The organism is Pseudomonadota bacterium (assembly GCA_039028155.1).
Lineage (GTDB): Bacteria > Pseudomonadota > Alphaproteobacteria > SP197 > SP197 > JANQGO01.
On record JBCCIS010000010.1, the window covers coordinates 82,007 to 101,935 of the forward strand.

A 19,929-nucleotide genomic window follows, 5' to 3' on the forward strand; every position below is an offset into this window, starting at 1 on the left:
CGGCCCACTCCCGCTCCCGGCCACCCCGAGGATACTGCCACGGGTGGCCTCGGCGAAAATGCCTCTCGGCGTCTTGCCCCGGAGGAAGGGGGAGGGGGAGGGGGCCGGTGCCGAACACGCGTAAGCGGGTTCAGTTCCGGTAATCACCTGCCACGACCCTCGGGCACCGTGGTCCAGGCGTTCGCCGCGTATTCGGAGCGGTAATAGTCCATCTGGCGATGGGCGGCGGTGACGGTGTTTTGCATCAGCATGGCAACCGTCACCGGTCCGACACCGCCTGGCACCGGCGTGATCCATCCGGCGACGTCGCGGCAGGATTCATACTCGCAATCGCCGACCGTCAGCATCTGGCCCTCCGGCCCTTCGATCTGATTGATGCCGATGTCGATGACGGCGGCGCCCGGCTTGATCATGTTGCCGGTAACCAGGCCCGGTTTGCCGACCGCGACAAAAACCGCGTCGGCCTGGCGGGAATGGACGGCGAGGTTGCGGGTCAGGTGATGGCAGACGGTCACGGTCGCGCCCTCTGCCATCAGGAGAAAGGCGATCGGTTTTCCGACGATCTCCGAATGGCCGATGACGACCACCTCCATGCCCGGCAACTCCAAGCCCGTACGCTTCAACATCTCGACCGACGCCATCGCGGTACACGGGCCCAGCACCAGCTCGTTGTAGACGATGTTGCCGATCGACGCGGGGTGCAGGCCCTCGACATCCTTCAAGGGATGGATCGAGGATTGCAGCAGCTTGACGTTGAGATGCTTGGGTACCGGCCGCTGGATGATGATGCCGGTAACATGGGGGCTCGCGTTCATCGCCTGAATCGCGGCCTGCATCTCAGCTTCGGTAATCTCGGCCGGGAAGTGCCGTTCCTCAAACGAAATGCCGATGCGCTCGGCGGTGCGCTTCTGGTTGCGTACGTAGATGCCGACCGCGTCCACATCGCCGATCGTGACGGACACCAGTCGAGGTGGCCAATCGTTCTCGGTAAGCTCGTCGATCTTGAGCTTCAGGTCGTCGTTGATCGACGCGGCGATCGTGCGGCCGTTAAGGTCCTTGTGCTTCAAGGTCTCCTGATCGGCCATCGACTTCCTTTCGGTGCGCAGCCGTTAGGTCAGTTGCTGTCGCCGTCTGTCGCGTTTTCGATGGCGTCCGAGGCGTCGTCAGCTGCGTCGCCGACCGCATCGGCGGCATCATCCGCCGCATCGCCAACCGCGTCGGCGGCATCGGACGCCGCGTCCATCGCATCGTCGGCGGCATCTGATGCTGCATCCATCGTATCACTGGCCGCATCAGACGCTGAATCCATGGCGTCACTGGCCGCGTCGGAAGCATCGTCCATGGCATCGCTGCCGGCGTCAGACGCATCGCCGGACGCGTCCTCCATCGTCCCGGTGGCGTCGCCTTCGGACTCGGCGCCGCCAACGTCCATCACGACCTCAGGGAGCGGTAACGGGTCGTCGCTTAAGGTGCGCATCCAGGCGATAAGGTCGGCGCGCTCGGCCATATCGGAGATACCGGCAAAGGTCATCTTGGTGCCCGGCGCGTACGCGCGGGGGCCAGCGAGGTAGTCGCTCAGCCGGTCATAGGACCAAACACCGCCCAGACCCTGCAGCGCACTCGAATAGTCGTAACCGGGGACGCTGGCGACCTCGGCGCCCACGATGTTCCACAGGTTCGGCCCCTGTTTGGCCGCACCGCCCGCCTCAAAGGTGTGACAGGACGTGCACTTGCGCGAAATCCGCTCGCCGCCATCGGGCAGGGCAACCGCCAGCAGTTGATCGAAACTCATGGCCGGCGCCGTGTCGTCTGACACGATGCCACTCGGATCGTCGGTTTCGACGATGTAGGACATCTCATCGGGCGAATCGGCGTGGTAGAGAATCCCGCCCAGCTTGCTGACGGCAACCACGATCAGGACTGCCGTCAGGACCGCAGCAGCAATCTTGTTGAATTCAAGGGATTCCATGTGTACCGACCTTCCCGGTGACCCGTGAGAACGCGGCGGAGATTAGCCATGTCACGGACCTGTGTTCAACCCCTATGGGCGCTAGACCTGTGACTCCCATTATAATGATTCCGGCCCGTATGGCGTCCCAAAGATTGCCGGGCAAGCCCCTGGCCGACATCCATGGCGAGCCGATGATCGTGCATGTCTGGCGCCGGGCCATGGAATCGGGTGTCGGGCCGGCCATTGTGGCCGCTGGAGAGGCGGAAATCGCCGACGCGGTGACCGAGGTCGGCGGGCAGGCCGTCTTGACCGATACGGACCTTCCGTCGGGCTCCGACCGCATCCTCGCGGCGTTGGAGACCTTTGATCAAGACGGGCGGTTTGACGTGGTGGTCAACCTGCAGGGCGATTTGCCGACCCTTGATCCGCATCTGATCGCAACGGCGGTCGCGACGCTTGAGGAAAGTGGCGCTGATATCGCCACGCTGGCGTGTCGAACGGAGTCGCCGGAAGAGCGGATCAACCCCAACGTTACCAAGGCCGTTGTCGCCTGGGACGAGACCGGTGACCAGGGCCGCGCCCTCTATTTCACCCGCGCCGAGGCACCGTCAGGCGAGGGGCCGGTCTATCACCATATCGGGCTCTATGCCTTCCGCCGCGATGCGCTCGCTCGTTTTGTCGCGCTGCCGGCAAGCCCGCTCGAACAGCGCGAAAAGCTCGAGCAACTGCGCGCGCTGGAGGCCGACATGACGATCGCGGTGGCGCGCGTTGACACGATTCCGCTTGGTGTCGATACTGCCGAGGACCTTGAGCGGGCCAGAGCCTTGCTCGCAACCTCCTGATTTTCCATGGCAAACAGCGACAACATCATCGCCTTCCAGGGCAATCCTGGCGCTTACTCGCACCTTGCATGCCGGCATGCGTTTCCGGACCGGGATGTCCTGCCGTGTGAGTCGTTCGAGGACGTGTTCGCCGCCGTCGAACTGGGCGAGGCGTCGCTGGCCATGATGCCGGTCGAGAACTCGGTCGCGGGCAGGGTGGGCGACGTGCACCACCTGATGCCCCATTCGAGCCTGCATATCGTCGGCGAGCACTTTCAGCGGGTCGAACATCAACTGCTTGGCGTGCCGGGCGCCGGTCTGGATGATTTGGCTGCCGTCCACTCTCATGTCATGGCGCTTGGACAGTGCCGGGAACTGATCCGCGAACTCGGCGTCAAACCGATGAACCACGCGGATACGGCGGGCGCGGCGCGCGATGTCGCCGCCCAAGGCGACAAGGCGCATGGCGCCATCGCCTCATCGCTGGCTGGCGAGATCTATGGACTCGATACGCTGAAGACCAATATCGAGGACGCCGAGCATAATCACACCCGCTTCCTGATCCTGGCGCGCGATGCCGTCGATCCGAACCCTGAAGACGGCACGATCGTGACAAGCATCCTGTTCCGTGTCCGCAGCGTGCCAGCCGCGCTCTATAAGGCGCTTGGCGGCTTCGCGACCAACGGCGTCAACCTGACCCGGCTGGAGAGCTACATGATCGGCGGGGCCTTTGTCGCAGCACAATTCTATCTGGACGCCGAGGGCCACCCGGATGACCGTCCGATGCATCTGGCGCTGGAGGAACTGCGCTTCTTTGCCCGTGAGGTCCGGGTCTTGGGCGTCTACAACGCGCATCCCTATCGCAAGGAATCCGAGCGTCTGGCGGCGCTGAACGGCGATCTCTAGCGATTAGCCTCTGGCAATCCAGTCGTCGATCAGGCGCCGGGCGATCGAATCGTGGCGCGGCAGTTCGATATCCAGATCGGGACTTCTGAGGTCGTCGCGGCTGTACCAACCGGCTTCGGCCAGTTCGTCGTCGCCCATGTTGATCGTGGGGTCGCTGGCCTGGGCAAAAAATCCGATCATCAGGGAACAGGGATAGGGCCACGGCTGGGTGGCGTGGAAGCGGACGTCATGGACGCGCACGCCAGCTTCTTCAAAGACCTCGCGCACGACCGCTTCTTCCGCCGCTTCGCCCGGTTCGACGAAGCCAGCCAGACATGAATGGAGCCGCCCCGTCCAGCCGCGCTGGCGGGCCAGCAGACAACGCCCCTGGTGTTCAACCAGGACGATGACGGCTGGATCGGTGCGCGGAAAGTGAAGCGCACCGCATGTCGCGTCCGTGCAGCGGCGCAGGTGGCCGGCTTGCGCCGCCGTTGTCGGCCGGCCGCAGGTGCCGCAGTGGTTATGTTTCTGCGCCCAATGCACCAGCCAGGCGGCGTGGGATAGAAGCGACGCCTCGTCGCGCACCAACTGGGTCGCGACGCCGTAGAGCTCGACGAAGTGCCCGTCGCCGCCGAGCAGTGCGGCTTCGTTGTCATCGAGATAGGAGATATCGATGGCGAAGAGCGCGTGCCCGTTCGTCATGCCGAGCAGGATCGGTGCGACCGTCGCGTGATCGATGAAATCACGCGCCTCCGCGGCCGTCAGCAGGACCGCGTCGGTCGTGCCGAGGTCGTTGATCAGGCTGTGGCCGCGCCACACGGGGATAAACCGGCTCTCGGGGTCGGCCAGGCGCGCGGCGACCCAGGTTTCGTCGGTGCGGCGCTCGGCGGCCCGGTCGATGACGGCGCCGCTATAGTGGGTCAGATCAACCATGGCCCGAAGCTCGCATGGCGGGCTTTTCGCCGCAATTGCCGGTCTTTTGGGTATTCCCCGGGCGGGGCTTGCATCGGGGGCGGCGCGCTCGATATGGTGCGGGTGGAAGGCTGGCGCGGACGGGCGGCCTCGTGAACCCGGTCAGGTCCGGAAGGAAGCAGCCGTAGCGAGATTCGCGGCCCGGGTCGCTGTCCAGTCTTCCATCTTCCCTGCCCGAAAAAGGCCCGATGGCGGAAACCGAGACTTCTGACGAGACCTATCGCGTTCTGGCGCGCAAGTACCGCCCGCGCGGCCTGGACGGGCTGGTCGGCCAGGATGCGCTTGTGCGCACCCTGCGCAACGCCTTCGCCAGTGGCAGGATCGCCCAGGCCTATCTGCTGACCGGCGTGCGTGGCGTCGGCAAGACGACGACCGCGCGCATCATCGCCCGCATGCTCAACTGCGTTGGCCCGGACGGTACCGGCGGGCCGACCGCCGAGCCGTGCGGGGTCTGCGACAACTGCGTCGCCATTACCGAAGACCGCCATGTCGATGTGATGGAAATGGACGCGGCCAGCCATACCGGCGTCGACAACATGCGCGAGCTGTTGGAATCCTCGCGCTACAGGCCCGTCTCCGCGCGCTACAAGGTCTACGTGATGGACGAGGTCCATATGCTCTCGACCGGCGCCTTCAACGCGCTCCTGAAGACGCTGGAGGAACCGCCGGAGCATCTTAAGTTCGTCTTCGCGACCACGGAGCTCAGGAAGATCCCGGCGACGATCCTGTCGCGCTGCCAGCGCTTCGATCTGCGCCGCATCGATGCCGGTGTTCTCGCCGACTACTTCTCAGGCCTGGTCGAGCAGGAGGGCGGCAAGGTGACGCCCGAGGCGATGGCGCTGATTGCGCGTGCCGCCGACGGCTCGGCCCGTGACGGGTTGTCGATCCTGGATCAGGCGATGGCCCAGGGCGGCGAGGAGGTTACCGAATCGCAGGTGCGTGACATGCTGGGCTTGGCCGATCGTGGCCAGACCTTCGATCTCTACGAAGCCTTGATGGCGGGCGATATCGCGGGCGCCCTGGATAACCTGGAGCGCCAGTATGCCGCCGGGGTCGATCCCCAGATCGTGCTCCAGGATCTGCTCGACCTCACCCATTGGCTGACCCGCCTGAAGGTCTCACCGGACTCGGTGGAAGGTGCGGCGGTCGCGCAGCTGGAGCGGGACCGCGGCGGTGACCTCGCCAAACGCCTCTCAATGCCCGTGCTGACGCGCGCCTGGCAGATCCTGTTGAAGGGCATCGGCGAGGCGCGCCAGGCGCCCCAGCCTATGCAGGCGGTCGAGATGGTGCTGGTGCGCCTTGCCTATGCCGCCGACCTGCCGAGCCCGGCCGACGCCATCAAGGCCCTGACGGAGGGGACGAGCGCGGCGGTTTTGTCCACGCCCAAGGCCGCACCTGCCCAACCGGCGCCGGCGCCGGCGCAGCCGGTCTCATCCAAACCCGCCGTCCAGAGCGCCCCGGCGCCAGCCCCCGTTGAACCGCCCCAACCCAAGGCCGAGATCAACAGCTTCGCCGATCTCATCGCGCTTGCCGAAGAACACCGCGAGGGCATTCTGTGCGCCCAATTGCGCAACAATGTACATCTGGTGCGCCTGGAGCCCGGCACCCTGGAGTTCCGGCCCGACGGCGACGCGCCGCGCGACCTCGCCCAGCAGCTGGCCCGCCGGTTGGAGACATGGACCGGCAACCGCTGGATCGTCGCGGTATCGTCGGAAGCCGGTGAAGCGACGGTTGCCGAGCAGGAACGTCAGGCCGAGGAGCAGCGCCGCAAGGAGGCCGAACAAGACCCGCTGGTGGCCGAGGCGCTGGAGACCTTTCCCGGCGCCCGCGTCGTCGGCGTCCATGATAGATCTGACCCCACCACCAACGAACCGGATTGAGCCATGAACCTTGGCAAGATGATGAAGCAGGCCCAAGAGCTGCAAAGCAAGATGGCCGAAATGCAGGAACGCCTGGCCGATGCCGAGGTCGAAGGCAGCGCCGGTGCCGGCATGGTGACCGCGGTCATGAGCGGCAAGCACGAATTGAGGCGTCTAAAGATCGATCCGACCCTGATCGACCCCAGCGATACCGAGGTCCTGGAGGATCTGATCGTCGCCGCCGTCAACGACGCGCGCACCCGCGTCGAGGAGCACGTGAAGGAAGAGATGAGCAAGCTCACCGGCGGCCTCAATCTGCCGCCCGGCATGAACCTGCCGTTTTGAATGATCTCGCCATCGCATAGCACCTTCCGGTTATCCCCTCTCCCCTTGTGGGAGAGGGTTGCGCAGGCTTGGGCGCGTCAGCGCCCTAGCCGGAGCTGGGTGAGGGGTGACGGCGGGTGAAGCACCATGCTCTGACATCTTTGCGCGCAGACGCGCGCTCCCACTCACCCCGACCCTCTCCCTCGTCGGGGAGAGGGAGAAATGCGAATCCCGCCAGAACCTTGAGCACCTAACGGATGGGCGGACCGGAAGTCGAACGCCTGGCCGCGCTGTTGGCCAAACTGCCGGGGCTTGGGCCGCGTTCGGCACGCCGCGCGGTGCTGCATCTCCTGAAGCAACGCGACACGCTGCTGACACCGCTGGCAACGGCCCTGGAGGAGACCGCTGCTGCGGTCTCAACATGCTCGGTATGCGGCAATCTCGACACCACCAACCCCTGCGGCATTTGCCGAGACCCCCAGCGCGACAAGAGCCAGATCTGCGTCGTCGAGGAGGTTGGCGACCTCTGGGCCATGGAACGCGCCGGTGTCTTCGGCGGCCTCTATCACGTCCTCGGTGGCACGCTCTCGGCGCTCGATGGCGTCGGCCCGGAGGATCTGCGTATCGCCGATCTGGTGACCCGGGCGAGCGACGAGACGGTCAAGGAAGTCATCCTGGCCACCAACGCCACGGTCGACGGCCAGACCACCGCCCACTACGTCACCGACCGCCTGGATGGTGCTGGCGTCAAGGTCTCGCGCCTGGCGCTCGGCGTACCTGTCGGCGGCGAGCTCGACTATCTGGACGAAGGCACTTTGGGCGCGGCGCTCAAGGCACGGCGCGAACTCTAGATCCGCGCCAGGCTATCACTCGCGATCGCTGACCCGGCTTTCGGCTAGCCCGACCTCTGTCTTGATCGAGTCGGCCATGGCCGAGATGGCCTTTGATGCCGCATTGGCGCGTTTGCGTAGCGTGACGTTCGAGTCGATGGGATTGGGAAAGCCGTCGGCGGGCAGGAGGGGGCGGCAGTCGGCGGGCAGCATGCTGTCGGTCAGGGCGCCGATCGCCAGTCCGGCGCTGACGGCGGCCTTCAGGTTGAAATTGTTGTCGCTCGTGTAGGCGGTCCGGTAGGGGCGTTTCATGCGGCGAAGGGTGTCGAGCGCCCAGTCGCGCCACCAGCAGCCGGGATCGAAGAGCGCGACGGGCAGGACATCGAGTTTGTGTGTCCTGTGGTGTTTCGACACCGCCCAGAATGTGCGATCGCGCATCAGGATCGTGCCGCCTCTCTGTCCCGGTTTGTCGAGCACGACAGCGAGGTCCAGCTCGTCCCGCTCCAGGGCGTCATAGAGAATGCCGGAGTGGGCGCATTTGACGGTGACCTCGACCTTGGGGTTGCTCTCGGCGAACCGGCCGAGGATGCGCGGCAGAAAGGTCGCGCCGTATTCCGCCAGAATGCCGATGCGCACCGTACCGTCGATGGGTCGGGTGTCGAAGTTGGTCCTGACGCGTTCCAGGTGGGCCAGGATCGGCCGGGCGTCCTCCAGCAGTTTTTCGCCGGCGTCGGACGGACGCACCGCGCCGTCGCCGCGCAGCAGCAGCGGTGTACCCGCGAGATCCTCCAGGCGCTTCATCTGCATGCTCACCGCCGACTGGGTGCGGCCGATTTGACGGGCGGCGAGCGTGAAGCTGCCGGTGTCGATGATAGCGACGAAGGTTCTGAGGAGATCGCTTTCGAACTGGGCCGGCATAATGCCTCGTCATCAATGGGGTTGATGGTGTGATCAAAGCTATTCGTTTGGCTGATGGCCCGCAACTGCCGACAATGCCTCGGAACCTATCGCGGACTGTCTAGAAGGCGGCGATCAATGACGGCGGACCTGCTTTTAGCTTTGGGCCTTGATGCCGGTACGTTGGTGTTTTGTGTCCTGGCGGTTATCGCGGGGGCCTACCTCAAAGGCTACACCGGGTTCGGCGCCTCGATGCTGTGGGTCACGAGCTTGTCGCTCGTGCTGCCGCCACTCGGTGTCGTGCCGATGGTGCTGATGTTCGAGGTGGTAACCAGTGTGGTCCTGCTACCGCAGATCTGGCACGACATCCGCTGGAAATCGATCCTGACGCTGCTGATTGGCGTCTGGATCGCAACGCCACTCGGCATCTACGGCTTATCGCACATGCCCGCCGATCCCATACGAGTCGGTCTTGCAGCCGTGGTGTTCGTCGCCGCGATTCTGATCTTGCGCGGTTTCGCCTTGAAGCGGGAGCCCAGCCGCGCGGCAACGCTCTGTGTCGGCGCGATGGCCGGCGTGCTCAACGGCAGCATGGGGATCGTTGGCCCGCCGGTAATCCTGTTCTACTTCTCGTCACCCATTGGCGTTGTTGCCGGGCGCGCGTCCATCATCGCGTTCTTTATTGGCACGGACGCGGTCGGCGCGGCCATGTTCGCCAGCCAGGGACTGATCGGCAGCGAGGTCATGTGGCGCACGCTGGTGTTCTTGCCCGTGCTCGTGATCGGTGTGTTGGTGGGGCATCGGGGTTTCGTGAAGACCGATGTCGAGACGTTCAAGCGGGTTGCGCTGTTCGTCCTGATGGCGCTATCGGCGGCGCTCGTGGTGCGCGCCCTGATTTAGGAGGTGTCCGGTTTAGTCGGCATCACCAGCCCATTCCCCACGCCCGACCACCCCTAGGATGCTGCCATGGGCGGCATCGCCGAAAGCGCCTCTCGGCGTTTTGCCCCGGACGGCGGGGGAGTGGACTGGCCACGGCCCGCGCGAGCGGGCGCAATGTTCACCTCAGGCCGCTTCCGGACTCCCGGCGGGTTGCACGATCAGCGACGTGCCTTCGACCGCCGTCACCTCGACCTGGGTGCCGGCCGGCGTGTCCGGGCCTCTGATCTTCCACGTCGTGTCGGCAACGGTCAGTTTGCCGACGCCGTTGACGATCGCCGTCTCCAGCGTGAAGACGCGGCCGACATACTGCGTGCCCCTGCGATTGAGCGCGGGCTGGTCGGTCGGCTGGTTGAGGTTCGGTTTGAAGTGGCGCCAGGCAAAGACTGAGGCGACCGAGAGCAAGACCCAGATGAGAACCTGGATCTCCCAACTCAGTCCGGGTGCCAGCACCGCGACAAGACCGGTGACGCCGGCCGCGGCCGCCAGCCACAGAAAGAAGTAGGTGCCGGCGACAGTCAGTTCGAGAATGATCAGGAAGGCGGCAATCACCCACCAGTGCCAAAAGAACAGCGCCTGAAACATCGCTTAGGTCCTCATTCCCGTGGTCCCCAGGGATCGCGTGTCGCGGCCGGGCGCGATGATGTCGTCGGCACGCTGGACGTCGGCTCGCGCACCGGCGTCGTGCCGCGCCGTTGCGTTTTCCGTTCGCTCACCGCCGGGCTCGTGTTGCCGCCGGAGCCACCGAATGCCTCGCGCGCGATCTCGGCGAGCCCACCGACCGCGCCGATGACATCGGCCGATTCGACCGGCAGGAACAGAATCTTCTGGTTCGGTGCGTCGGCGAACTGACCGAGCGCGTCGACATAGCGTTGCGCGATGAAATAGTTCACCGACTGCGTATTGCCGGCCTCGATGGCGGCGGAGACGTCGTGGGTCGCCTTGGCTTCGGCCTTGGCCTGGCGTTCGCGCGCTTCGGCGTCGCGGAACGCGGCCTCGCGCCGGCCCTCGGCCTCCAGGATCGCTGCCTGCTTCTCGCCCTCGGCGCGCAGGATTTCGGCTTGGCGGTCGCCTTCTGCGTCCAGAATGGTCGCGCGTTTATCGCGTTCGGCCTTCATCTGGCGCGCCATCGAGTCGACGAGATCACGCGGCGGGTCGATGTTCTTGATCTCGATGCGTGTCACCTTGACGCCCCAGGTCGAGGTCGCCTCGTCGACCACGCCCAGGATGGCGCTGTTGATGCGGTCGCGCTGTGAGAGTAGCTCGTCGAGCACCATCGATCCCATGACCGTGCGGATGTTGGTCATGGTGAGGTTCAGGATGGCATGTTCCAGTCGGTTGACCTCATAGGCCGCCTTGGCTGCCTCCAGCACCTGGAAGAACACCACGCCGTCGACCGCGACCATGGCGTTGTCCTTGGTGATGATTTGCTGCTCCGGCACCTCCAGCACTTGCTCCATCATGTTCATGCGCGAGCCGATGCGCTCGACAAACGGCGTGATGATGTGCAGGCCGGGCCGCAGTGTCTTCGTATAGCGACCGAAGAACTCGACCGTATACTCGGCTCCCTGGGGCACCGTCTTGACCGCCATGACGACGAGAATGATGACGAGAACGATCAGAACCAGGGCAAAGATGGCAATGCCTTCCATGGCTCAGCCCTCCCGCGCTTCGTTGTCGGCGGCCGCCTCGGCAAGCCGGGCGACACCGTCGATCGTCTCGATGACGTTGGAGGCTTCCATGGGCAGGAAGAGAACCTTTTCGCTGGGTGAATGGGCGAAGCGGGCGACCGCGTCGACATATTTCTGCGCAACGAAGTAGTTGACCGCCTGCAGGTTGCCTTCGGCGATCGCCTGGGAGACGTCGTGGGTCGCCTGCGCTTCGGCTTCGCCCAGACGCTCGCGTGCCTCGGCGTCGCGGAACGCGGCTTCGCGCCGGCCCTCGGCTTCCAGGATCGCTGCCTGTTTCTCGCCCTCCGACCGCAGGATCTGGGCCTGGCGCACGCCCTCGGCATCCAGAATGGTCGCGCGTTTGTCGCGTTCTGCTTTCATCTGGCGCGCCATCGAGGCGACGAGATCGTTCGGCGGTTGGATCTTCTTGATCTCGATGCGGGTCACCTTGACGCCCCAGGTCGAAGTCGCCTCGTCCACCACCACCAGAAGCTTGGCGTTGATGCGGTCGCGATGAGACAGCAGTTCGTCCAGATCCATTGAGCCCATGACGGTCCGGATGTTGGTCATGGTCAGGTTCAGGATGGCGATCTCGAGATCGGTCACCTCATAGGCTGCCTTGGCCGCCTCCAGGACTTGAAAGAAGATGACACCGTCGACCGCGACCATGGCGTTGTCGCGGGTGATGATCTCCTGCTCGGGCACGTCGAGCACGGTCTCCATCATGTTGACCTTCTGGCCGATACGATCCATCACCGGAACGATAATGGAAAGGCCCGGACGCAGCGTGCGTGTGTAACGGCCGAACCGGGTCAGCGTATACTCGAACCCCTGACGCACGGTGACGACCGACATCGACACCAGGATCAGCATCAGGACAACCAGGACCACAATGAAGATGGCCAAGCCGCTCATAAACGCCCCCTAGGTGGGTTGTTTCCCCAAAACCCCTTACTCGCGATCCTAGTTTCCCACGAGCCGGGGGCCGACGACAATGTTGTCGTCATCCTCGGATTCAAGTTCTAGTTCTGCAATGCGACCGACCTTGGTGGTGATCTTGTCGGTCGACGTGCGGACCTCGCGCACGGTGTTGTAGGCAGTCTCGAAGTTGCGCTGCAGTTTATCCACACGGTCACCCAGGCGGTTGACGTCCTGCATCATCTTCATCAGTTCCTGCTGGATCAGGCCGGCCTGTTCGCGCATGCGCGCGTCCTTCAAGACCGAGCGGATGGTGTTAAGGAGCGCCATCAGTGTCGTCGGTGAGGCGAGGAACACGCGGCAGCGGAAAGATTCCTGGATCACATCGCCAAAACTTGCGTGGATCTCCGCATAGACGGCTTCGCTGGGAATAAACATGATGGCCTGATCGGCGGTTTCGCCGACGACGATGTAACGCGCGGCGATGTCCTTGACGTGCTTCAGGACGTCCTGGCGGAACTGGCGCGCCGCGCGTTCCCGGTCTTCGCGCGTCTCGGCGGCGCGAAGACGCTGATAGCCGTCCAGCGGGAACTTTGAATCGACGCCGATCGAGCCCGGCGGGTTGGGCAGCATCAGCAGACAGTCGACCTGGCGGCCGTTCCCCAGCGGTGCCTGAAACGCGTAGTCGTCGGGCGCCATGATGTCGCTGACGATGTCATTCAGCTGGATCTCGCCATAGGCGCCGCGGCTCTGTTTGTTGGAGAGGATCTGGTTCAGCGTCGCCATGTCGTTGCCTAGATGCTCCATGCGTTTCTGGGCTTCGTCGATGACAGCCAGGCGTTTCTCCACCTTGCCCATGGTCTCCAGTGTCTGTTTGGTCGATTCCTGAAGCGAGTTGCCCATGCGCTGCTGGATCGAGTCCAGCCGGTTGTTGAGCTCCTTGGTCAGCCTCAGCTCCTGCTGGTGCAGCCGCTCGCCTAGTGCCGCCTGGGCCGCCGTGTTGGCTTCCGACAACTGCGCCAGCCGTTCCGTCAGGCCGGCCTGTCCGGCGGAGACGGTGGCAATGGTCTCGGCCAGATCCCTGGCGGTTGTCTCATTGTTGGAACGGCCGCGCGTGGCCATAAAGACGACCCAAGGGATGGCGGCGCCGACCACGATCGCGGCGGCGATGATGACGAGGGTAAGTGTATCCATGGACCTCCTGCGCCCCGGTGGCTTGAACCGGGGCCGTGCTTGGCCTACCTAGAGCAGATCCTGTTTTGATGGAATCGCTTCGCGATTTCGTCAAGGCAGGTGAATCTGCTCTATTTATCGATATAGAGCGGATTCACATGGTTAGTTGGGACCGTCAAGCGGTCCCAACTAACCATGATCCGCTCTAGACACCGGGGGCCGGCAGTATAGTCCGCCGGCCGCGAAGGTGCGATAAATCAACAGGTTGACCACGTTCATGGCCCTTTTGCCCATCATCGTAGCGCCGGATCCCCGGCTCAAGGTTGTCTCCAAGCCAGTCGAAACCATCGACGACGGCGTGCGTACGCTGATGGATGACATGCTGGAGACCATGTACGACGAACCGGGCATCGGGCTCTCGGCGATCCAAATTGGCGTGCCTAAGCGCATCGTCGTTGTCGATGTCGCCGGCCAGGACGACGAGCCTGCCCCGTTGCGCATGGTCAACCCAGAGATCGTCTGGCACTCCGAGGACAAGGCGGTCTTCGAGGAAGGCTGCCTGTCTCTTCCCGATCACTATGCCGAGGTTACCCGCCCGGCATCGATCAGACTGCGCTATCTCGACGATAACGCGAGAGAGCAGGAGCTTGATGCCGACGAGATCCTGTCGCGCTGCATTCAGCACGAGATGGACCACCTGGACGGCATTTTGTTTGTCGACCATCTGACTGCGGTCAAGCGAAGCATCATTCTGCGCAAGCTTACCAAGTTGAAGAAGTCGAAGCTCAGGGAGTCGGCCTGACGGCCGGAAGCCGACCCGTGTCCGCGCTGAAGCTGGCGTTTCTCGGCGCCGCCGATTTTGCCGTGCCGGCGTTGAAGGCGCTGGCCGAGACAGATCATAACGTCGTCACTGTCTATACCCAGCCGCCTCGGCCCGCTGGGCGCGGTCGCAAGGAACGGCGGACGCCGGTGCATGCCTGTGCCGACGAACTAGGACTTCAGGTCGCCACGCCGACCAGCCTGAAGAACGCCGATGAGCAGACGGCGTTTAGGGCGCTTGGTCTGGATGTTGCTGTTGTCGTCGCCTATGGCCTCATCCTGCCGTCTCCGATCCTGGAGGCGCCGCGTCTGGGATGTCTGAACATTCATCCGTCCTTGTTGCCGCGCTGGCGCGGGGCTGCACCAGTCGCGCGCGCCATTCTGGCGGGGGATGAGGAGACGGGCGTCAGCATCATCCAGATGGACGAGGGGCTCGATACCGGTCCGATCCTGGCGCAGCAACGCGTCGCCATGCCACCCCGCGCGACGACAGGCGGATTCGAGGCCGAATTGGCGGTTCAGGGAGCCCGCATGCTGATTGAAACGCTGGATGGCTGTGCGTCAGGCGCCATTGATCCGGCACCGCAGGGCGATGACGGCGCGACCTATGCGCACAAGTTCGATAAACAGGACGGCCGTATTGATTGGACCCAGCCAGCGGCGTCGATCGACCGCCAGGTGCGTGCATTTTCACCCTGGCCCAGCGCCTGGTTCGACTTCGGCGACAGCACGGTACGGGTACACGCCGCCGACCCCGTCGACGGGTCGGGCATGCCGGGCACGTTGCTGGACAACGGCTTTACGGTCGCGTGCGGCGAGGGTGCCCTGTCGCTGACCAAGGTGCAACGCGCCGGCAAGGCGGCCATGGATGGCGCCGATTTCCTGCGGGGCGCCCGGCTGACGCCTGGAACGGTCCTCGGCTGAGGCGATGTCGCGCTACAAACTGACCCTTGAATATGATGGCACCGGCTATGTCGGCTGGCAGCGCCAGCAGAATGGCCCGTCGATCCAGGCGGCGCTGGAGGATGCCGTGGCGGCGTTCTGTGGCGAGGAGGTCAGGCTCACGGCCGCCGGCCGGACCGATGCGGGCGTGCACGCGCTCGGCCAGGTTGCCCACGTTGATCTCTCCAAGGACTGGCCTGCGGAGACGGTGCAGGGCGCCTTGAACCAGCATTTGCGGCCGCAACCGATTGCCATCCTGGCGGCCGAACCGGTCGACGCCGACTTCGATGCGCGTTTTTCCGCGGTCGAGCGGCGTTACCTCTACCGCATCGTCTGCCGCCGCGCGCCGCTGGCGCTCGATCGCGGTCGCGCATGGCAGATAGGACGTGACCTCGACGCTGACGCCATGCATGAGGCGGCGCAGGTTCTGGTCGGGCGGCACGATTTCACGACGTTCCGCGATGCCCAATGCCAGGCGGCATCGCCGGTCAAGACTCTGGACGCGATCACGGTCAACCGCGACGGCAGACGGATCGAGATTCGGACACATGCCCGTTCTTTCCTGCACCGACAGGTGCGCAGCATGGTCGGCTCACTCAGCCATGTGGGCGAGGGCAAGTGGACACGCGATGATCTGAGAGCAGCGCTGGAGGCTTGCGATCGTCAGGTCTGCGGGGTCATTGCGCCGGCCGGCGGCCTTTACCTTGAGTCGGTTGGCTACACCGCGCTGAACAGCAGGTAGGCGATAAAGATATCGATCACGGTTCCGATAATGACCATGGCGGCGGCAAACGAAACCGTCGTCTCCAATGCGACACGGGCGACGAGCCAGCCGTACCAGAGTGTCACCAGAAACAGGATGAACTCGACAAAGCCGCTGATTTGCTCGCCGAGGATACCGACACGAACCAGCACTTCGAATACCAGGTAAACAAGGGCGACTAGACCTCCGGCCCAGTTGCGCGCGACGATATAGGGGACATAGGTCCTGCCGTACCCCATGGGCCGCACGATGAGCGCGGCGACGACCGGAAAGACGATCCAGCTCGCCACATAGGCCAGCCCGCCGACGAGCACCACGACGAGAAGATTGGGCGGAGCCTCCAACGTGGCGACGTGATAGCCGAAACCCAGAATGAACGTCGGCAGGGCAATGACGGCAGCGAAGAACGAGCGCCAGAAACCGTCCATGCTGGTGTCGAACCAGCTCATGGCGTCGGCATCCATGCGGAACAGGCGCCAGGCACCGAAGAGCGACGAGGAAATCTCGGCGCGATCGGGGATCACGGGTTGAAGTACCGTTTGAGGACAGCGTGGTAGACGTCGGTGAGCCGCACGAGGTCGTCAACGGCGACCCGTTCGTCGACCTTGTGCATGGTCTGGCCGACCAGGCCGAACTCGGCGACCGGACAATAGTCCTTGATGAACCGTGCGTCGGACGTGCCGCCGGTGGTGCTGTATTCCGGCCGCTCGCCGAGCACCGCTTCGGCGGCATCGGCGATCACCACGGCGAACTCGTCGGGCTGGCGCAGAAAGGATTCGCCGGAGACGCTGACATCAAGCTCGACAGCGTCGCCGGCCTCCCGGCACAGGCCCTCAAGCCACGCCGTCAGCGACGCGCCGGTGTGGCAGTCGTTGAAGCGAATATTAAGACCGGCCGAGGCCTTGGCGGGGATCACATTGGTCGCGGCATTACCGACATCGACCGTCGTGACGGCCAGCGTTGACGGTTGGAAGTGCTCGCTGCCGCCGTCCAGTTCGGATTTTATGATCGTGTCGAGTAGGCCGACCAATCGGTTGATCGGGTTGTCGGCCAGGTGCGGGTAGGCCGAGTGGCCCTGTGTTCCGTTGACCGTGATGCGCGCGTTGAGCGAGCCGCGCCGGCCGACCTTGATCATTTCGCCCAGCCGTGTCGGGTTGGTCGGCTCGCCGACCAGGCACGCATCGATGCGTTCGCCGCGCTCGGCGAGCCACTCGAGAACCTTGCGCGTGCCGTTCACGGCCGGGCCTTCCTCGTCGCCGGTGATCAAAAGGCTGATGCTGACATCGTGCTCGGCTTCGGCAAGGAAACGATCGGTGGCGGCGACAAAGCAGGCGATGGCGCCTTTCATGTCGCAGGCGCCGCGTCCGATCAAATTACCGTCCTTGAGCGCGGCGTCGAACGGATCGACGGACCACTCGGCCGTATCGCCGGGCGGCACCACGTCGGTGTGGCCGGCGAAACAGAAGTTTCGCCCGCTATCGCCGCGCCTGGCGTAAAGATTGTCGACCGGGTCCGTCCCCGGTTCTTCGAACGGCAGCCGGTGGCAGATGAAGCCGAGGCCCTCGAGCGCCTCCTGCAGCACATCCAGCGCGCCCGCATCGGCCGGCGTAACGCTCGGCCGACGTATCATGTCGGCCGCCAGTGTTATGGCGTCGATGGTTGCCATTTAGCTGCGAAGCAGCTCGTTGATCGACGTCTTTGCCCGGGTCTTTTCGTCGACGCGTTTGATAATGACGGCACAATAGAGCGACGGTGCACCCTGGTCCTTGGCCGGCAACGTGCCAGGCACAACGACGGAGTAGGCGGGGACGCGGCCCATGAAGATCTCACCGGACGTTCGGTCGACGATTTTGGTCGAGGCGCCGATGAAGACGCCCATCGATAACACCGAGCCGGTTTCGACGATCACGCCCTCGACCACCTCGCTGCGCGCGCCGATGAAGCAGTTGTCCTCGATAATCACCGGGGCGGCCTGCAGGGGTTCCAGAACGCCGCCGAGGCCTGCGCCGCCTGAGATGTGGCAGTTCTTGCCGACCTGGGCGCAGCTTCCCACCGTCGCCCACGTGTCGACCATGGTGCCGACATCGACATAGGCGCCGATGTTGACGAAGCAGGGCATCAGGACGACGTCGGGCGCGATAAAGGCGGCGTGACGCACGATGGCATGCGGCACCGCGCGGAAACCGGCGTTGTTGAAGCGGTTGGCGTCCCAGTCCTCGAACTTGTTGTCGACCTTGTCCCACCAGCTTGCGTTGTAACCGGGCGCGCCGGGGACGATCTTGTTGGGTGTCAGCCGAAACGACAGCAGCACGGCCTTTTTCAGCCACTCGTTGACGGTCCAACCGTTGTCGCCCGGCTCGGCGACGCGGCGCTGGCCGTTATCGAGCAGTTTGAGGCTTTCCTGGATGGCGTCGCGGGTTTCGCCCTTGGTTCCGGGATTGACGTTCGTCCGGTCTTCCCAGGCGGCGTCGATGGCCTTGATCAGGTCGTCAGACAAGCTTCGGTCTCCTTTATCGCAAAGGCGGTTCCGAGATACCTGAGCGGCAGGCGATGTCAACTACGCGCGAGCGCTGCCGAAAGATCAACCAGCCAGGGTGTCAGGTCTTCGGTGATGTGATCGATGTGGCCGTCGCGATGCCCGTCGCTTGCCCAGGCGCTCTCGCCGCGCACCCACACCGTGGTCATGCCGAGTGCTTTGGCCGGTGCCAGGTTGCGCGCGATATCCTCGAACATGGCCGCCGAGCGTGGCGCGATAGCATGGCGGCTGACCATACTCTCATAGACCACGTGTTCGGGTTTCGGAATGTAGTCCGACGCCACGATATCGAAGATGCCTTCGAAATGGTGCGCAATGCCCAGGCGTTCGGTAACCCGCTCGGCGTGCGGCACATCGCCGTTGGTGAAGATCAGTTTGCGTCCGGGAAGACCATCCAGCGCCGCGTCAAGCGTGGGGTCCTCCGGGATGATCGTGTAGTCGATGTCGTGGACATAGGCCAGGTAGTCCTCGGGATCGCACTCGTGCAGCGCGACCAGACCATTCAGCGTCGTGCCGTGACTCTGGAAGTATGCTTTCTGAAGGCGCCGCGCCTCATCGTGAGGGATCTCAAGCAAGCGCGCGACGTAGTTCGTGATGCGCACATCGACCTGATCGAACAGGCCGTGACGGGCGTGGTACAGCGTGTTGTCCAGGTCGAAGACCCAGGTGTCGACATGGCCGAAGCCGCCTTCGGCTGGTGCGCTGCTCATAGTGTGATTTTGGTGCCCGTGCCGTCCTGGGTGAAGAGCTCCAGCAACAGGACGTGGGGCACCCGGCCGTCCAGGATGTGTGCCGCCTCGACGCCGCCTTCCATCGCGTGCAGGCATGTCTCCAGCTTGGGGATCATGCCGCCTGTGATCGCGCTGGTCTTGAAGAGGCGATTGGCCTCGTCGCGGGTCATTTCCGAGATCAGCTCGCCTTCGCCGTTCATGACGCCCGCGATATCGGTCAGCATCAGGAGTTTGGAGGCGTTCACCGCCTCGGCGATGGCGCCGGCCGCCGTGTCGGCATTGATGTTATAGGTTTTGCCGTTGCTGCCGACACCGATCGGCGCGATCACCGGAATGGCGTCGGACCCTTCGAATATCTTGAAGACATCGGCATTCACCTTCTGCGGTTCGCCGACATAACCGAGGTCGAGGATCTTTTCGATATTGGAATCGGGGTCGCGCTTGGTGCGGCGCAGCTTGCGGGCCTCGATCAGGCGTCCGTCTTTGCCGGACAAGCCGATCGCCTTGCCGCCTGCCTCGTTGATCGAGGTCACGATATGCTTGTTGATCGAGCCGGCCAACACCATCTCGACGATGTCGACGGACTCCTGGTCGGTCACGCGCAGACCATCGACGAACTCAGACTGAATATTGACCCGCTTCAGCATTTCGCCGATCTGCGGGCCACCGCCATGGACCACGATCGGGTTGACGCCGACCTGTTTGATCAAGACGACATCGCGGGCGAAATCGCTGGCCAATTCGTCATCACCCATGGCATTGCCGCCGTACTTGATGACAAACGTATGGCCGGAAAAGGCGCGCAGATAAGGCAGCGCTTCCATCAGCGTGCTGGCGGTGCGCAGCCAGTGCTTGGTCTCACCGATATTCTTGTCGTCGACTTTGCGTATTTTCATCGCGGG

General features: G+C 64.0%; 22 protein-coding genes and 1 other RNA gene. 10 read left to right on the plus strand and 13 right to left on the minus strand.

From position 1 onward, the window contains the following. Nucleotides 1-143 precede the first annotated feature (143 nt). Entirely contained in the window at nucleotides 144-1,085 is a 942-nt protein-coding gene (locus tag AAF563_07630; GenBank protein ID MEM7121128.1) for a bifunctional 5,10-methylenetetrahydrofolate dehydrogenase/5,10-methenyltetrahydrofolate cyclohydrolase, read from the minus strand. 29 nt (nucleotides 1,086-1,114) lie between these two features. Then, entirely contained in the window at nucleotides 1,115-1,969 is an 855-nt protein-coding gene (locus AAF563_07635; protein ID MEM7121129.1) for a cytochrome c family protein, read from the minus strand. Nucleotides 1,970-2,043: 74 nt separating this feature from the next. Here AAF563_07635 and AAF563_07640 point away from each other — a divergent pair, with 74 nt between their 5' ends. Continuing rightward, the gene (locus AAF563_07640) at nucleotides 2,044-2,793 is read left to right on the plus strand and encodes a 3-deoxy-manno-octulosonate cytidylyltransferase (protein ID MEM7121130.1); all 750 of its coding nucleotides are present in this window, start codon (nucleotides 2,044-2,046) and stop codon (nucleotides 2,791-2,793) included. Between the two features lie 6 nt (nucleotides 2,794-2,799). Further along, on the plus strand, nucleotides 2,800-3,678 hold the full coding sequence (locus AAF563_07645; protein MEM7121131.1) for a prephenate dehydratase: 879 nt from the start codon (nucleotides 2,800-2,802) through the stop codon (nucleotides 3,676-3,678). 3 nt (nucleotides 3,679-3,681) lie between these two features. Here the strand turns inward: AAF563_07645 and nudC are convergent, their stop codons facing one another. Continuing rightward, complete coding sequence (gene nudC, locus AAF563_07650) at nucleotides 3,682-4,590, minus strand: NAD(+) diphosphatase (protein ID MEM7121132.1); 909 nt, start codon at nucleotides 4,588-4,590, stop codon at nucleotides 3,682-3,684. A 107-nt stretch (nucleotides 4,591-4,697) separates the two neighbouring features. On the opposite strand from nudC, the gene ffs reads away from it, so the two are divergent. From ffs to recR, 4 genes are all read left to right on the plus strand, one after another. Further along, an RNA gene (ffs, locus tag AAF563_07655) (signal recognition particle sRNA small type) lies at nucleotides 4,698-4,792 on the plus strand. 25 nt (nucleotides 4,793-4,817) lie between these two features. Continuing rightward, nucleotides 4,818-6,509, plus strand: a complete 1,692-nt coding sequence (locus AAF563_07660) for a DNA polymerase III subunit gamma/tau (GenBank protein ID MEM7121133.1) — start codon at nucleotides 4,818-4,820, stop codon at nucleotides 6,507-6,509. Nucleotides 6,510-6,512: 3 nt separating this feature from the next. After that, nucleotides 6,513-6,833 carry a YbaB/EbfC family nucleoid-associated protein gene (locus tag AAF563_07665; protein MEM7121134.1) on the plus strand — a complete coding sequence of 107 codons (321 nt, stop codon included), beginning with the start codon at nucleotides 6,513-6,515 and terminating at the stop codon, nucleotides 6,831-6,833. A gap of 236 nt (nucleotides 6,834-7,069) precedes the next feature. After that, the gene (gene recR, locus AAF563_07670) at nucleotides 7,070-7,663 is read left to right on the plus strand and encodes a recombination mediator RecR (protein MEM7121135.1); all 594 of its coding nucleotides are present in this window, start codon (nucleotides 7,070-7,072) and stop codon (nucleotides 7,661-7,663) included. A gap of 15 nt (nucleotides 7,664-7,678) precedes the next feature. Here recR and AAF563_07675 read toward each other — a convergent pair whose 3' ends face one another. Next, nucleotides 7,679-8,560 carry a LysR family transcriptional regulator gene (locus AAF563_07675; protein MEM7121136.1) on the minus strand — a complete coding sequence of 294 codons (882 nt, stop codon included), beginning with the start codon at nucleotides 8,558-8,560 and terminating at the stop codon, nucleotides 7,679-7,681. 117 nt (nucleotides 8,561-8,677) lie between these two features. Here AAF563_07675 and AAF563_07680 point away from each other — a divergent pair, with 117 nt between their 5' ends. Further along, complete coding sequence (locus AAF563_07680; protein MEM7121137.1) at nucleotides 8,678-9,439, plus strand: sulfite exporter TauE/SafE family protein; 762 nt, start codon at nucleotides 8,678-8,680, stop codon at nucleotides 9,437-9,439. A 162-nt stretch (nucleotides 9,440-9,601) separates the two neighbouring features. Here the strand turns inward: AAF563_07680 and AAF563_07685 are convergent, their stop codons facing one another. The 4 genes from AAF563_07685 to rmuC are packed head-to-tail and all read right to left on the minus strand — an operon-like array spanning nucleotide 9,602 to nucleotide 13,257. Then, nucleotides 9,602-10,060: an NfeD family protein gene (locus tag AAF563_07685; protein MEM7121138.1), complete on the minus strand. Its 459-nt coding sequence runs from the start codon at nucleotides 10,058-10,060 to the stop codon at nucleotides 9,602-9,604. An 11-nt stretch (nucleotides 10,061-10,071) separates the two neighbouring features. Then, complete coding sequence (locus tag AAF563_07690) at nucleotides 10,072-11,127, minus strand: SPFH domain-containing protein (GenBank protein ID MEM7121139.1); 1,056 nt, start codon at nucleotides 11,125-11,127, stop codon at nucleotides 10,072-10,074. 3 nt (nucleotides 11,128-11,130) lie between these two features. Continuing rightward, entirely contained in the window at nucleotides 11,131-12,060 is a 930-nt protein-coding gene (locus tag AAF563_07695; GenBank protein ID MEM7121140.1) for an SPFH domain-containing protein, read from the minus strand. A gap of 48 nt (nucleotides 12,061-12,108) precedes the next feature. Beyond that, nucleotides 12,109-13,257: a DNA recombination protein RmuC gene (gene rmuC, locus AAF563_07700; GenBank protein MEM7121141.1), complete on the minus strand. Its 1,149-nt coding sequence runs from the start codon at nucleotides 13,255-13,257 to the stop codon at nucleotides 12,109-12,111. A 256-nt stretch (nucleotides 13,258-13,513) separates the two neighbouring features. On the opposite strand from rmuC, the gene def reads away from it, so the two are divergent. The 3 genes from def to truA are packed head-to-tail and all read left to right on the plus strand — an operon-like array spanning nucleotide 13,514 to nucleotide 15,739. Beyond that, entirely contained in the window at nucleotides 13,514-14,038 is a 525-nt protein-coding gene (gene def, locus AAF563_07705; GenBank protein ID MEM7121142.1) for a peptide deformylase, read from the plus strand. A gap of 17 nt (nucleotides 14,039-14,055) precedes the next feature. After that, nucleotides 14,056-14,979: a methionyl-tRNA formyltransferase gene (gene fmt, locus AAF563_07710; protein ID MEM7121143.1), complete on the plus strand. Its 924-nt coding sequence runs from the start codon at nucleotides 14,056-14,058 to the stop codon at nucleotides 14,977-14,979. A gap of 4 nt (nucleotides 14,980-14,983) precedes the next feature. After that, nucleotides 14,984-15,739 (plus strand): tRNA pseudouridine(38-40) synthase TruA, encoded by a 756-nt coding sequence (truA, locus tag AAF563_07715; GenBank protein ID MEM7121144.1) that lies wholly within the window; start codon nucleotides 14,984-14,986, stop codon nucleotides 15,737-15,739. Here the strand turns inward: truA and AAF563_07720 are convergent. The 5 genes from AAF563_07720 to argB are packed head-to-tail and all read right to left on the minus strand — an operon-like array spanning nucleotide 15,715 to nucleotide 19,923. Then, the gene (locus AAF563_07720; protein ID MEM7121145.1) at nucleotides 15,715-16,284 is read right to left on the minus strand and encodes a hypothetical protein; all 570 of its coding nucleotides are present in this window, start codon (nucleotides 16,282-16,284) and stop codon (nucleotides 15,715-15,717) included. The two genes, truA and AAF563_07720, sit on opposite strands and share 25 nt — an antisense overlap. Continuing rightward, nucleotides 16,281-17,426, minus strand: coding sequence for a succinyl-diaminopimelate desuccinylase (gene dapE / locus AAF563_07725; protein MEM7121146.1), 1,146 nt, complete (start codon nucleotides 17,424-17,426; stop codon nucleotides 16,281-16,283). The genes AAF563_07720 and dapE overlap by 4 nt, the downstream gene beginning before the upstream one ends. Further along, on the minus strand, nucleotides 17,427-18,257 hold the full coding sequence (dapD, locus tag AAF563_07730; GenBank protein MEM7121147.1) for a 2,3,4,5-tetrahydropyridine-2,6-dicarboxylate N-succinyltransferase: 831 nt from the start codon (nucleotides 18,255-18,257) through the stop codon (nucleotides 17,427-17,429). Nucleotides 18,258-18,313: 56 nt separating this feature from the next. Continuing rightward, nucleotides 18,314-19,006: a pyrimidine 5'-nucleotidase gene (locus AAF563_07735; GenBank protein ID MEM7121148.1), complete on the minus strand. Its 693-nt coding sequence runs from the start codon at nucleotides 19,004-19,006 to the stop codon at nucleotides 18,314-18,316. Then, the gene (gene argB, locus AAF563_07740; GenBank protein ID MEM7121149.1) at nucleotides 19,003-19,923 is read right to left on the minus strand and encodes an acetylglutamate kinase; all 921 of its coding nucleotides are present in this window, start codon (nucleotides 19,921-19,923) and stop codon (nucleotides 19,003-19,005) included. The genes AAF563_07735 and argB overlap by 4 nt, the downstream gene beginning before the upstream one ends. Nucleotides 19,924-19,929: the final 6 nt, after the last annotated feature.